Source organism: Leptolyngbya sp. FACHB-321, assembly GCF_014695975.1.
Lineage (GTDB): Bacteria > Cyanobacteriota > Cyanobacteriia > Leptolyngbyales > Leptolyngbyaceae > Stenomitos.
The window spans coordinates 1-12,980 of record NZ_JACJPI010000046.1 but is presented as its reverse complement, the minus strand read 5'-3'; the positions used below and the strand labels follow the sequence as shown (position 1 = coordinate 12,980).

The following is a 12,980-nucleotide window of genomic DNA, read 5'->3' as shown; positions in this document are numbered from 1 at the left end:
GGGGGGTAGCGAATGAGCGATCCTAAGGGTTGGAGTCGCCTGATTAAAGTTAAAGCTTGCTAGCAGCTAGGCAGACGGCTCAAGTTCTAATTGCGCCAGTAAGTGCGCTAGCCGTTGTAGGTCAGTCAGGTAAAGATAGCCAATCAAGGTTTCCAAGCTGGTCGCCTGTTGATAGACGTTAAGTTCAACCCGCTTAGGATGTCCAGTTGCCGCATTGCGCCCCCGTTTCAGGATTTCTAGCTCCGGTTCTGTAAGCAAGGGTAGGAGCGAGCGTAGATGGTCAGCCTGACGTTCTGCCCGCACTTGAGCGACAACCTGATTGTGGTAAGCCTGGAGCCGTTTGGGCGGCATCAGGTAAGCACGGCGGATATAAAGTTCGTAAACAGCGTCTCCTAAATATGCCAGAGCCGCCGGAGCAACTTGCTGGATCGGTGTGTCTGGCAATATTACTGAGGGCAGCAAAAGAGGAAATTCGCTCTGCAAACGCTTCTCCCTAAGCAACGATCGCTCTGTATCTCTACATCACGTAAGGTGTTTGTCTCCGTCAGCGTCACCTCACAGTAGAGGCTTTGATGCGGCAATCGGCTCGGTCTAAAAGTGACTGTTGAGCGCTTCATATGAAATCAGCTTATCCATACTAGCCGGATTTTTGCACGGCTAACAGCGTATTACTGCTCAATCATACTTATAGGACTTATGCAGGGCGAAGAGAGAGGGGAACTCCAAGCTAACGAAAGATCGCTAGAGTCAAGGGATGAGAGACGCCATAACGCAGAAAGTCTACTACTGCCCCCGGAAGCTAATCGCCAAGTCGATGATTCTGGGGACAACCGCCCTACCAACAAGACGCTATCCTGACTTGAAGTGCGACCGAACTGGAGCAGGGCAAAGTTGTGAACATCAAAGGCTTTCCCAAAGACTATAAAGGGCGGGGTTGCTAGGTTATGGTGTCTACCCGCTTTACGGCTGTCGTTGTCACGAACGCTTGGGCTCAATAACCGACTGAGGCAATACCACAGGCGTGTGGCTTTCGTGGGGAGCTTGAGCTATAGCACCGCGAAGGTAAACCGATGACGGGTTGAGAGGCGTGTCACTGCCGTAAAGCACGGATTCAGCACAGTCATCTTGGCTGTGCCGTCGTTGTTTGGGTCTGGCTCCACGCTCTTGCTAACCTAGCCAGGCAGACGATGGCTCAACTTAAACATGGCTTACTCGATGATGACCGCTGTCAGCAATTCAAGAAGCTGTCTCTTACAGTAGCTTTTGCGTAAGTCCTAATTCAAACATTCCATCCTAACCATCACCAGGAGACACTTCGCCCTTGAGAGCAAGAGCAGAGAAAATGAAGTCCTCCTACTTGATTATTTCTGCTCGCAACAATAGTTGAAAAGCCTGACAAACGCGCAGAAATAGGATAGATATAGCAAGGGCATTTTAAGATCCCTAGTTCAACACGTTGTCCACTGCTAAAAGTAATGACTGTTAAAAGTAATGGCTGTACTGCTCTAGCGCGTGAACGCGAGATTGAGAGCGTAGCTCACTCTAAATACGGACGTGAGACTAACCTGTAGGCTTTTTGCACAGAATAGTGGGACAGGCTTCTAGAGGCTCTTCTACCGCAGTAGAAGGGTACAAACATTAGGACACTTAAGTAATGCCAGAGAACTGTGCATATTTTTATGCAGCCATGCCGGATGGAAGCAATGTCAGATTGAAAAACGATTGCTAAGTGCTGGATCTTGTTAATGGTTTGAAATCTATGTGTGTGGGGTATGTCGTGCAGAACAGACAAAAGTTAGCGATGCGAAAATTTGACCAGTCGGTAGCAACGTGCAAGCCCCGCGATCGCTTTAAAGGGTTTTGGGTAGGCAGTTTGGCAGTGATCGTACCGCTCTCTGTAGGGTTCCTTAGCCCAGCCTGGTCATACGAACCGGATACCGCCCCTTCTACTGAGGAACCGTCAGGGCTATTGCCGATGAGTTGCCAGCCCACACAGGCTACCCAGGCAATTGGGTTAACTCGATTTGTCAGTGATGTCACTCAAACAGCAGCAATGATTGAGCAGCCTGCGATCGGTATCGAAACACTGTTTGGCAGCATAGCACCGCAGATGCTTGCCTATCTAAGTGCACCCGCATTCCCAGATATTCATCAACGCGCACGTCTAGCCAAGGTGCCTGTGGTGATGTATCACGATATCCTTCCAGAAAAACAGGTCTTTTTTGATGTTACTCCTGAAGAATTGGAGCAGCGCTTCCAGGAGATTAAACAGAAGGGCGTGACACCGATCACAATGGATCAGTTGGTCACACATCTGCGGACGGGGCTTCCCCTGCCCGAAAAACCAATTCTGCTGACGTTTGATGATGGCTACAGCGGACATTACGAGCACGTTTATCCGCTGCTGAAGAAATATAACTATCCGGCTGTCTTTGCAATTTACACAACTAAAGTTGGCAAAAAAATCGGGCGATCGAGCTTGACATGGGAGCAACTGCGGGAAATGGCAAAAGACCCGCTGGTCACAATTTCTTCTCACAGTGTTACTCACAAGGTGATGTCAGGTCTCACCAAAGAGCAGCTTCAGCTTGAAACCCAAGAATCGAAGCGCATTCTGGAAACAGAGTTGGGCGTGCCCGTGCGTTATTTCACTTATCCCGAAGGCAAGTTTGATGCTCAAGCGGTTGAAGCCGTAAAAGAAGCGGGTTATGCAGCCGCACTAACTATGGATGACAACGATGAGCGTCTCGCAGGGAAATCAGACAATTTGCTAACGATCGGGCGTGTTGGGCAATCGCGGTTGCTAGAGATGTTAGATGTTGCCTGGGGCGGGGCCAAACTGCCTTCTTGGAGCCAGTCGTTCGACTTTACAGCACCGGTTACCCGTACTGATGCAACGATCGACAACACGCCATTTATCTTCGTTTCAGGTGGCAAACCCATTACAATTCATGCTCGCACACGTGCTCAAGTGCCAGAAATTTTAGAAGGCACAGAAGCGATCGCGGCTGTTGATGGAGGCTTCTTCTCTCTAGAGTTTCTAGACTCCAATGCGATGCTGGGTCCGGTCTTTAGCCAGTCAGAAGGCACCTTCATTCCTGGTAAGCGGGGCGAAATTCCATTTCTCGATCAGCGTCCTCTGGTGCTAATAAGTCCGACGGCAGTCAAGTTTGTGCCGTTCGACCACAAAAAACACAATACGCTCGAAAGCATTCAAGCCGAACTGCCCAATGTTACGGATGCGTTTGTAGCAGCAGGCTGGCTAGTCGAGAATAGTCAAGCACAGCCACTTGAGCGCTTTGGTCGTCTGTATAGCGTGAACGAACTACGCCATCGCGCGTTTTGGGGCATTAACCAGGCGGGTCAACCTCAAATTGGAGTGTCTACTGAGCCGATCGGTTCAGTCGATTTAGGAGCAGCGCTAGCCAAAGCAGGCTTTCGTCATGCTGTCATGCTTGATTCCGGTGCCAGTACATCCCTTGCTTACAAGGGCGCTTCATTAGTAGGCTACACGCCTCGCCCTGTACCACATGTTGTTGCGCTAGTACCACCTACTAGTGAACTAAATACAAACTGTGCATTAGTGTCTGCTCGCTAAAGTAAGCGTTAGCATATCTTAGCCTCTTGCCTTTTGACCTCCAGGAGTTGACCTTCTGGAGGCGAACTATCCTGTTAAAGCTTCTACTATTTACTGGCTGCTGGCTGTCACTTGTTATGACTGCTGCTCATTGAAGCGCTTTCATTAAAAACTCTGCCAACTCAATCAATTGCGCCTTATTAAACGCTTCTAAAAGCGCTTTAGCAGCGGCTCTTGGTTCAGCAGGAATGGTAATTTGCTGAGTTTTGGTGACAATCGCCTCGCGTACCATTGGTTGTGGCGCAGCGACTGGGGCAGGTTGGGGTGCGGGCTGTGGTACTGCTTTTGCGGTTGGTGTAGAGGTTACAGTCGGAAGAAGCTGCTGCAATGCGCTGCTAGGAGCAATTCCATTCGCTTTGCCGCTGATCAGCAGATCACCAGCTAATTTAAGTTCCTTGATGACCAATGGAGCCAGCGTTGCATAGGCATTACGACCGACAATAGCACCATGCACTGCTTGCAACAGTTTGCGCCACTCAGGTGCGTTATGTAGCTGCACCATCCGACTACATAGCGTTGCAAGTTGCTGACGATTGGCTGGCGTATCCCCTTGCTTGAACAGTTGCAGCATCATTTTCAGGGCACCGTTGAGCCGATTCGCTAGCTCTGGGTTTGCAGCCGCAGGTGCTGCTGCTGGTTTGGACGCTGCCTTGCTTGCTTGTACCAGACGATTGAGATAAGTTTGTAATTCTAAAAATGTTGGTTCCGCTGCCTGCACTGTCTGAGCGGCATCTTCTTCTCGTAACCCATAGGGCGATTGCAGACCTTCGACCAGCTCTTTAAGAATGTCAAACCCTTGCAAAAACAGGTTCTCCAAGTGTTGGTCAATCGCCACAGGGTCGTCAGTCAGTAGCTTGAAGCAATCTTCTAAGTGATGCCCTACTTTATGAATGCTGTTAAAGCCCAACATGGCAGCACCGCCTTTGACGGAATGAGCGGCACGAAACAGTTCATTAAGCCGTTCGGTGTCGCCCATTGTGGCTTGTAGATCTAACAAGCCCTGCTCGATCGTGTCGAGGTGCTCTTTTGCTTCCTCAATGAAGTAACCCAAGATTTGCTGCTGTTTCGTCGCCTGCACGAGCCTATCCCTCAGAGTGCTAACTTTGTACGAGCTTAAGTGGTCTGATACGCTACATCCTCTTTCTCAGTGTTCCCATTCTTTAAACGCTCTTATCTTGCTTTAAATTTAGAGCTGCGGACAGGTTGCATTACGGTCGCAGTTTTCTTTTGCTTAAGCATCTCTCCAAATAGGTAGCTCTTACAGCTCACCTCATGGCTTATAAGCAGGATATTTAGCGAGTTCATCCTTAGCTCTACCCTAAACAGGAACCAGTTTGAGGGTCTGTAAACTGATTTATACAAACGCTTAAACTATCGATGAACTACGTGCCGTGGAATACAGAGGTAAGGTCAACCACTATTCCTTTGCTTGCAGTAATGTCTTAGTCAAAATCGTTATGACTATGATATAGTCTTAACAGTTCTTAAGTTATCGGTTGTTGTGCGTACCGAATCAGTGCTGGGCTAACTTTACAAATTTTTCTGCGAGCCAAAGGCGCTGAAAAGATCAAGACGCACCCAATAAACCTAAATGTAAGGAGACTGTATATCTCATGACTTATGAAGCATGCTTGCGCGTCGGGCAATCCGCTCCCGATTTTACGGCGACAGCTGTGGTAGACCAAGAGTTTAAGACGATTAAGCTGTCTGACTACCGTGGCAAGTACGTTGTACTCTTCTTCTATCCGCTCGACTTCACCTTTGTTTGCCCTACTGAAATTACAGCGTTCAGCGATCGCTTTGATGAATTCAAGCAGATTGGTGCTGAAGTGCTGGGTGTTTCAGTTGACAGTGAGTTTTCCCATCTTGCCTGGATTCAAGCCGATCGCAAAAGTGGTGGTGTTGGCGATCTAAATTACCCGTTAGTATCTGATCTTAAAAAAGAAATCAGCACTGCCTATAACGTCTTAACCGAGGATGGCGTTGCTCTACGTGGTCTGTTTCTGATTGATAAAGATGGTGTGATTCAACACTCCACCATCAACAATCTGGCATTTGGTCGTAGCGTTGATGAAACCTTGCGGACTCTACAAGCAATTCAGTATGTGCAATCTCATCCTGATGAAGTTTGCCCCGCTGGCTGGAAGCCTGGTGAAGCAACAATGAGCCCTGACCCGAAGAAGTCAAAAGAATACTTTGCAGCGGTGTAGCTGTTAAAGTTTAGTGTTTGTTGGTGAGTCCGTAGCCGATGCTTGTTTCCTAGTAGACAGGCGGCTATGGACTTTGCCTTTTATAATTAGTTGAAATGTTGTATCAAGTCTTATCACCGTTTCATGCTGACTTCTACGGATTTTAGCGGGCTGCTAAATCAGCGTTTTTTCAATAACTTTTTGCCGATTCCTGCTACCAATACGCTGGCAAAAGGCATGATTACGCCCAATTTTGAGCTGCCGGATGTTACCAACGGGCGATTGATTAAACTGACGGATTTTCGACGACGGCGACCCGTGGTGCTGGCGTTTACGCGCATTTTTACCGAAAAGCAGTACTGCCCGCTTTGCTTTCCGCACATTAAGGCGCTGAATGAGCAGTACGAAGCCTTTCTCGATCGTGATGTTGAACTGTTGCTGATTGCAAGCACTGACCCAAAGCAAAGCAAAACGGTTGTCAAAGATTTGGGTTTGAAAATGCCTCTTTTAAGCGACTCAAGCTGTAAAAGTTTTCGTGATTATCAGACTGGGCAGGCTCTTGGCGCACCGCTTCCAGCTCAATTTGTGTTGAATAAGGTCGGGCAACTACGCTACAAGCACGTCTTCTCATTCCTGGATCAAAACGCCAGCATCGAAACCTTACTGAGCATCGTTGATCGACTTTAAGGGACACAAACTAAATCAAGCTAGCGATCGACTCTTGTGTCAAATACGCTTCAGGGGGTAGCAGCGTTACCGCCTTTGCATTGTGAGCCACTCTTTAGGCGGTCCTATGCGTCTACACTCTACCTGGCAACGTAACTTGAAGTGATTGCTCGTGCTTGGTCACCAATCCCTTACTGAAGCGTCAACCGTTTATCTTGCCTTTCAGCCATACAAACATTGCTACGTTCACCCCCTTAAAAGATGATTTATGGCAATGTGCGGTAGTTGGGCTGAGGTAATACTGCGTTTTCGGGTTGCTCCTGCAACGGTGGACGTAAAACTAGATAGACGATCGCGCCCAGTAAAGGCAGCAATGCCACTGCCCAAAACAGGCGATCGTCTGTAAGTCCACGTCGCGTCATATCATCGCGCAACAGCGCTGGAAACAGCACGGAAAGTAAACAAAAATCCAGGCTCATCACATGAATAAAGCGGCTCGATCGCCACTGTTCCCCAAAGTCTGTCCAATCGCCTTGACTAATGCCGTAGAACAGCAAGCCGAGCGTAGTGATCGCTAACGCCAGCCCTAGCCACCGCGAATCCAAAACTTTGAGCCACCACGTTTTCTTACCGCTAAAGGTTCCGTTTGGCTCTCGTAATGCCAGGTAAGGTACGATCGCGAACGCGCCGACAGCAAACGATGCCGTTGCAAACAGCCATGCCGGAATTTTTTGCATTCTGCCATCAATTAACAGCAGGCAACTATAAAGCATTGGTAGGACGCCCATCAGATTAAACAGCGCCACAATCAGTGGATTGATGCCTGCAATCTGCCCAGTTACAAGGTGCTTAATGAGATCGAAGGTATCGGGGCGATCGGGCGGAGCCAGAAAAAAGGCATACGTCACAAACCCAATCCACACCAACCAAAAGCCAATTCTGCTCATACTGTTCGTCTACTAATCAAGAAACAAGGTTATTTTTTCCTTTTACACTACACGTTAGTTCATGCTGCCTCTGCAAAAACTTGCTGCCTCAATGAAAAGGCTATGGTAAGATCATAAACTGCGACCCTATATCAACCAGGAAAAGACACGAGCTATGCCTCTGCTGCAACAGCGCAAACAAGAACTCATCTCCGACTATCAGGTTCATGAAACCGATACTGGCTCTGCGGATGTCCAGGTTGCTATGCTTACCGAGCGCATCAACCGCCTCAGCTTACACCTCAAGACCAACAAAAAAGACCACGCTTCTCGCAAAGGTTTATTACGGATGATCGGTCTGAGAAAGCGTCTTCTGTCCTACATTCAGAAGCAAGACAATGCTCGTTACCGGGCACTGATTACACGGCTAGGCGTTCGTGGTTAACTATTCGCAGCTCAATCAGGGATTGCTTTATGGCAGCGAAGAAAAAGAAAAATCAGGTCAAGGCTACTTCTACTAGCAAGGAAGTAGACTCGGCGAATCGGTTGCCTTTTGAACCAGTGCGTCAAAAACCATCGAAGCCGCCTGTCACTCCTGCTGTTACGCAGAGCAAGACTCCCCAAAGCACGCCGAAGTCAATGAAAGGGCGCTCCAGTCGTGCATCTACGCCATCAAGCATTCCCGAGATTGTAAGCCGTCGTATGGTCAGTCGAGCGGCATTATATTGTGGTGTACCAAGTGTCTTAGCACTGCTAACGTTCGTTGTAAGCTATCTCGCGATCGCCAACGATGTGTTCCATCCGCCGACCGCTGCAGTTTTGCTGGTCAGCCTTGGCTTTTTTGGTCTAGGTGTGTTGGGTTTGAGCTACGGTCCTCTTTCTGCCTCTTGGGACGAAGAACGGGTTGGCAACTTGATTGGATGGAATGATTTTAAGCTCAATTTTGGACGACTTCGAGACTCTTGGCGTACGGCTAAAGCCGCTAAAGAAGATTGAGCCATTATCCCCATTATCCTTAGCCTCTATTTGCCTTCAGTCATTTGGCTGACACTGCTAGAAGTTAATTGAATCTAAAGTAGCGCTCAATCCAGTCATTTTTATTAATGACTAATGCGGAGATCGCTGTGAGAGGTAGCTTTAACCTTAAGAAAAGTATCATTTACGACATACAGATAAAAATTTGTTAGTCTGCTCATGTCTTCTGTGTTGATTTCCTGCCAGTTTTTAGGTGGCATCACGTCGACGATTTGAGCCATGATTAGCATTAAAGTGATTTTCCTAAAGCAGCTCGCTTAGTCTGCTCTAATGTACGTTGTATACATTGCCCCAGGCTCTCTTGCAGCGCTTACCCAGTTTTTTGTCACGCAACCCATCTATTCACTTACCAGCAGGAACGTAAACCAATGATTGTGGTTATGAAGATTGGCGCTCCAGAAGCCGAAATTACTCGCCTCACTGACGAGTTCTCTAGCTGGAGCTTGAATCCAGAAAAGATCGTTGGGAAGCATAAAGTTGTCATCGGTTTGGTGGGCGATACGGTTGAGATGGATCCCCTTCAGATTCAGGAGTCAAGCCCCTGGATTGAGCAGGTGCTACGGGTTGAGAAGCCATACAAGCGCACCAGCCGAGAGTATCGTCATGGTGAATCTAGCGAAGTTATTGTCCCGACTCCCAATGGAAATATTGTCTTTGGTGAAGGGCACCCTCTTGTAGTGGTGGCAGGTCCTTGCTCCGTAGAGAATGAGGAGATGATCGTCGAGACAGCGCAACGGGTCAAAGCAGCAGGCGCACAGTTCCTTCGTGGTGGTGCCTATAAGCCCCGTACATCGCCCTATGCGTTTCAAGGACATGGCGAAAGTGCACTTGGGTTGCTGGCAAAAGCACGGGAAGCAACCGGTCTGGGCATTATCACAGAATTAATGGATGCAGCCGATTTAGAGCTTGTAGGCGAAGTCGCTGACATGATTCAGATTGGTGCCCGTAATATGCACAACTTTTCGTTGCTGAAAAAGGTTGGCGCTCAAGATAAGCCAGTGCTATTGAAGCGGGGGATGTCGGCAACGATCGAAGAATGGTTGATGGCAGCCGAATATATTCTCGCTGCTGGAAACCCGAATGTCATTTTTTGTGAGCGTGGCATTCGCACTTTTGATAACCAATATGCACGAAACACTTTGGATTTATCTGTGATTCCAGTACTGCGATCGCTGACCCACTTGCCTATCATGATTGATCCCAGCCATGGTACCGGGCGATCGGAATATGTCCCATCGATGGCAATGGCAGCGATCGCAGCGGGTACGGATTCTCTGATGATTGAAGTGCATCCAAACCCCAAAAAAGCCTTGTCTGACGGTCCGCAATCGCTCACGCCCGAACGCTTCGATCGTCTGATGCAGGAGCTTTCGGTCATTGGTAAAGCGACCGGACGGTGGCTGGCTGAACCTGCTGTCGTTGGTGTTTAGCCTCAACTAACTGACCTGGTAACCAGACGTGGCACCCAGGCTAACTTATTTCTGTCTAGCCTGGACTACAACCAATTAATCAAGCCCTTCGTTTAATTTTTGTGGATTACCAAACGGCTCGAAGTTTGCTGGTTAATCAAGGGATGGCAACCGAGCAGAATCCCGATGCCTTGATTGTGCGCTTGCAGCAAGGGCAACCGCCGATCCCTGGTCAAATTACATCGCTCTTATTAGCGCTCAAAGTCGTTTTTGAAGCACTGCGAGAGGCGGATGTATTTGAGCGAGAACTGGTTGGCTCGCTCTATCTTTTGGCAAGCGAGAGTCGTCAGCAGTTTGAACACGGTCTGCAATCAGGAGTTGCCTGGCCACCCTTGTTAGATGAAGACTTGAACCGCATTGCCGCCGCAGTAAGAAGTATTTTTATAGGCACATGGCAGGGCTAACGCAAGCAGATTCGTGATCGTCATAGCATACAAAGTTCTAGCTTCTCAAAGAACTTCTAAAACAACGGTCTGCTATTACAGCAGCAGTTGGCATAGGACAAAACAGAGCGTGGCACTACCCAGCGGCACTGTCAAATTATCAAGCCCAAATTTTGAGAAGGCTTCCAGCCCAGTCGCCACGATCGCAACAACGAGTGAGATCAACCAGGTTTGCCAGATTGCGCCTTGCACAGCCAGCAAAATTAAAAAACTAACAAGAGCACTTACGATCGCCATCGTTAGTGATCCTTCCCAAGTTTTCTGCATATCCCAAAGCTTATAGGAATGGGTACCAAAGCGCTGACCAACTAAGGCTGCCAACCCATCACCCCACGTCATCACCAGCACGCCCAAAGCAGCATATTGTGGCTGCTGAATTGACCAAAACCAGGCAACTAAAATGCCAATGCTCACTGCATAAAAAAAGGTGCCAAGACTCTTGCGCCCAATGCCATTAATACTGGGCAGGATGGGCAAGCGATAGGAAAGAAAGGCGATCGCGCTAAACACAACTGATGCGCCAATGCCTAACCAGGCGGGTACATGAAGCCACCACGCCAGCAAAATGACGTTACCAGTGCCAATATGCACCACCTTTCGAACCACTTCTGAGCCTGTATCAGTGTAGCGGTGCAGCCATTCTGCTAGTAAGCCAAGCAAGCCAATCCATGCCCCAGTAATCGCAATTTGTAGCCAGAGCGGTGGCACAGTAGAGAACCAGAGCGGCGCAGTCATCAGAGCAAATGCATGAAAGAGTCTGTATGCTTTCACTGTAGTAGAAATTGCTGTGTGATCGCGAGTTGACTGCGATTCTGCCTCACGACGGCTTTCAAAAGGTTGCAGGACGATATACTGAAACCGCAGTCTTTACGCTACTTGCTCAGGCTTGATGCCGAGATTTCAAAGAGCTACTAGTTCTTCTCTCACTGCCATTACGATCGCACACAGAGGTTTTGCATGAAAGTTGCTGTTACGGGTGCAACAGGCTTTGTTGGCAGTCGCTTAATTGAGCGTTTACACGCAGATGGACATACAGTGGTGGCGCTGGTCCGCAACCCTGAACGAGCTTTGCAGATGTTTCCAGCTGCTGCATTTCCCAAAGTCGAGACAGTTGGTTATACCCCAACGAAGCTCGGTGACTGGCAACAGTCACTTTCAGGGTGTAATGGGGTAGTGAACCTAGCGGGCGAACCGATCGCCGAAAGCCGTTGGACACCGGAGCGCAAGCAGATGATTCTTAATAGTCGCAAACTGGGAACGCAAACATTGGTTGCGGCGATTGCCCAGACGACTCCTGAACCCTCTGTTCTAGTGAATGCATCTGCGATCGGCTACTACGGCACTAGTGAAACTGCTACTTTTGATGAAACCAGTGCTCCTGGTGGCGATTTTCTGGCTCAAGTTTGCCAGGAGTGGGAACTTGCAGCGCAGACGGTAGAGCAAGCTGGCGTGAGGCTAGTCATTCTACGCATCGGTATTGTGCTAGGTGATGGTGGAGCGCTCGCTAAGATGATTCCTTCTTTCAAGCTCTTTGCTGGAGGACCGATTGGCACGGGTAAGCAGTGGTTCTCCTGGATTCACCGCGAAGACTTGGTAAGTCTTATCCTGCAAGCCTTGACCAATACCAATATCTCAGGCATTTACAACGCAACGGCTCCAAACCCAGTTCGTATGGCTGAATTTGCTAACACCTTAGGTTTGTTGCTAAAGCGCCCCTCCTGGCTTCCTGTGCCTGGCTTTGCCCTTGAAGCACTACTAGGCGATGGTGCAAGGGTTGTATTAGAAGGTCAACAAGTACTGCCAAAACGTACTCAGGCAACTGGTTTTCAGTATCAGTACTCAACGGTAACGCAGGCAGTGACAGAAATTTTGGAGTAAACAGGCGTCGTTGCGTAGTCTGAAGTGATAGTGCTTAATCCACCAGCCCATTCTTAAAAGTTGGAAGGCATTTAAAACACAAACTTATCATCCAGCCTGCTGACGCTTGAGTCCGAGACGTACATACTGTGTGCGGTTTAAAGGCTGCTAGTCGAGCGATCGCCCCAGCGCTTAGCAACCCAACTAATTGCACCACTTAGAAGCGCGCCCGCCATCAAAATACCCAGTGCTGGAGTAAAAACAGGCTCCCAAAGCTTATACCAGAGATCAAGCCCAAGCGGCACCTTTGCGGCACGACCAGCGACTGCGATCGCAAGCCATACAAAACTAAACAACACTAGAAACAAATCCCACATTAACGCCACATTAAGCCACTGAAGTAATCGCTCTTTCATAGACCTCGCATTCCAACCTTACATAGATATTATCCTCGGTGGGGGTTCAAACGTAAGAATTCCAAGGGCTATCAATCGGTCTGCCTACAAGCTCAAACAGATCTCAGTAGTAAGATGATCCTTGACGACTCTTTACATTCCTTCACAAGTCGGCTAAAGTAAAGACATATTATCCCCGTGCCTCAGCACTCATCCAAACCCTAACGGACTTATTACCACTATGACTACGACCTTACAGAGACGCGAGAGCGTCAACGTGTGGGAGCAGTTTTGCAACTGGGTAACCAGCACCGACAACCGACTATATGTCGGCTGGTTCGGCGTCCTCATGGTCCCCACCCT

At 48.7% G+C, this 12,980-nt stretch carries 13 protein-coding genes and 1 pseudogene; 9 read left to right on the top strand and 5 right to left on the bottom strand.

Going from position 1 to position 12,980, the window contains the following annotated elements:
• Positions 1-66: 66 nt before the first annotated feature.
• Entirely contained in the window at positions 67-483 is a 417-nt protein-coding gene (locus tag H6F76_RS08430) for a ribonuclease III domain-containing protein (RefSeq protein WP_199322003.1), read from the bottom strand.
• A gap of 1,294 nt (positions 484-1,777) precedes the next feature.
• Here H6F76_RS08430 and H6F76_RS08425 point away from each other — a divergent pair.
• A complete protein-coding gene (locus H6F76_RS08425) occupies positions 1,778-3,598 on the top strand; it encodes a polysaccharide deacetylase family protein (RefSeq protein ID WP_347275993.1) in 1,821 nt (606 codons plus the stop codon).
• Between the two features lie 127 nt (positions 3,599-3,725).
• On the opposite strand, the gene H6F76_RS08420 is transcribed toward H6F76_RS08425, so the two are convergent.
• On the bottom strand, positions 3,726-4,715 hold the full coding sequence (locus H6F76_RS08420) for an Hpt domain-containing protein (RefSeq protein WP_190507412.1): 990 nt from the start codon (positions 4,713-4,715) through the stop codon (positions 3,726-3,728).
• Positions 4,716-5,250: 535 nt separating this feature from the next.
• On the opposite strand from H6F76_RS08420, the gene H6F76_RS08415 reads away from it, so the two are divergent.
• Entirely contained in the window at positions 5,251-5,847 is a 597-nt protein-coding gene (locus tag H6F76_RS08415) for a peroxiredoxin (RefSeq protein ID WP_190451840.1), read from the top strand.
• 123 nt (positions 5,848-5,970) lie between these two features.
• Complete coding sequence (locus H6F76_RS08410; RefSeq protein ID WP_190507410.1) at positions 5,971-6,513, top strand: redoxin domain-containing protein; 543 nt, start codon at positions 5,971-5,973, stop codon at positions 6,511-6,513.
• Between the two features lie 245 nt (positions 6,514-6,758).
• Here H6F76_RS08410 and H6F76_RS08405 read toward each other — a convergent pair whose 3' ends face one another.
• Positions 6,759-7,439 carry a DUF2834 domain-containing protein gene (locus H6F76_RS08405; protein ID WP_190507408.1) on the bottom strand — a complete coding sequence of 227 codons (681 nt, stop codon included), beginning with the start codon at positions 7,437-7,439 and terminating at the stop codon, positions 6,759-6,761.
• A gap of 154 nt (positions 7,440-7,593) precedes the next feature.
• Between H6F76_RS08405 and rpsO the strand changes: the two genes are divergently transcribed.
• From rpsO to H6F76_RS08385, 4 genes are all read left to right on the top strand, one after another.
• Positions 7,594-7,863, top strand: a complete 270-nt coding sequence (gene rpsO / locus H6F76_RS08400; RefSeq protein WP_190451837.1) for a 30S ribosomal protein S15 — start codon at positions 7,594-7,596, stop codon at positions 7,861-7,863.
• 29 nt (positions 7,864-7,892) lie between these two features.
• Positions 7,893-8,414, top strand: coding sequence for a PAM68 family protein (locus H6F76_RS08395; protein ID WP_190507406.1), 522 nt, complete (start codon positions 7,893-7,895; stop codon positions 8,412-8,414).
• A gap of 407 nt (positions 8,415-8,821) precedes the next feature.
• Positions 8,822-9,883 carry a 3-deoxy-7-phosphoheptulonate synthase gene (gene aroF / locus H6F76_RS08390; protein WP_190507404.1) on the top strand — a complete coding sequence of 354 codons (1,062 nt, stop codon included), beginning with the start codon at positions 8,822-8,824 and terminating at the stop codon, positions 9,881-9,883.
• A 101-nt stretch (positions 9,884-9,984) separates the two neighbouring features.
• The gene (locus H6F76_RS08385) at positions 9,985-10,326 is read left to right on the top strand and encodes a Dethiobiotin synthetase (protein ID WP_190507402.1); all 342 of its coding nucleotides are present in this window, start codon (positions 9,985-9,987) and stop codon (positions 10,324-10,326) included.
• A 75-nt stretch (positions 10,327-10,401) separates the two neighbouring features.
• Here the strand turns inward: H6F76_RS08385 and H6F76_RS08380 are convergent, their stop codons facing one another.
• Positions 10,402-11,100 (bottom strand): diacylglycerol/polyprenol kinase family protein, encoded by a 699-nt coding sequence (locus H6F76_RS08380; RefSeq protein WP_190507401.1) that lies wholly within the window; start codon positions 11,098-11,100, stop codon positions 10,402-10,404.
• A gap of 222 nt (positions 11,101-11,322) precedes the next feature.
• Between H6F76_RS08380 and H6F76_RS08375 the strand changes: the two genes are divergently transcribed.
• Positions 11,323-12,243: a TIGR01777 family oxidoreductase gene (locus H6F76_RS08375; protein WP_190507400.1), complete on the top strand. Its 921-nt coding sequence runs from the start codon at positions 11,323-11,325 to the stop codon at positions 12,241-12,243.
• Positions 12,244-12,380: 137 nt separating this feature from the next.
• On the opposite strand, the gene H6F76_RS08370 is transcribed toward H6F76_RS08375, so the two are convergent.
• Positions 12,381-12,638: a hypothetical protein gene (locus H6F76_RS08370; protein ID WP_190507399.1), complete on the bottom strand. Its 258-nt coding sequence runs from the start codon at positions 12,636-12,638 to the stop codon at positions 12,381-12,383.
• Positions 12,639-12,858: 220 nt separating this feature from the next.
• Between H6F76_RS08370 and H6F76_RS08365 the strand changes: the two are divergent.
• A pseudogene (locus H6F76_RS08365) lies at positions 12,859-12,980 on the top strand (photosystem II q(b) protein); the annotation flags it as partial.

Bases quoted from the DNA above. Each gene is read 5' to 3' on its own strand.
- H6F76_RS08415 (WP_190451840.1), top strand. From the start codon at position 5,251: ATGACTTATGAAGCATGCTTGCGCGTCGGGCAATCCGCTCCCGATTTT.
- H6F76_RS08410 (WP_190507410.1), top strand. From the start codon at position 5,971: ATGCTGACTTCTACGGATTTTAGCGGGCTGCTAAATCAGCGTTTTTTC.
- H6F76_RS08405 (WP_190507408.1), bottom strand. From the start codon at position 7,439: ATGAGCAGAATTGGCTTTTGGTTGGTGTGGATTGGGTTTGTGACGTAT.
- rpsO (WP_190451837.1), top strand. From the start codon at position 7,594: ATGCCTCTGCTGCAACAGCGCAAACAAGAACTCATCTCCGACTATCAG.
- H6F76_RS08395 (WP_190507406.1), top strand. From the start codon at position 7,893: ATGGCAGCGAAGAAAAAGAAAAATCAGGTCAAGGCTACTTCTACTAGC.
- aroF (WP_190507404.1), top strand. From the start codon at position 8,822: ATGATTGTGGTTATGAAGATTGGCGCTCCAGAAGCCGAAATTACTCGC.
- H6F76_RS08380 (WP_190507401.1), bottom strand. From the start codon at position 11,100: ATGACTGCGCCGCTCTGGTTCTCTACTGTGCCACCGCTCTGGCTACAA.
- H6F76_RS08375 (WP_190507400.1), top strand. From the start codon at position 11,323: ATGAAAGTTGCTGTTACGGGTGCAACAGGCTTTGTTGGCAGTCGCTTA.
- H6F76_RS08370 (WP_190507399.1), bottom strand. From the start codon at position 12,638: ATGAAAGAGCGATTACTTCAGTGGCTTAATGTGGCGTTAATGTGGGAT.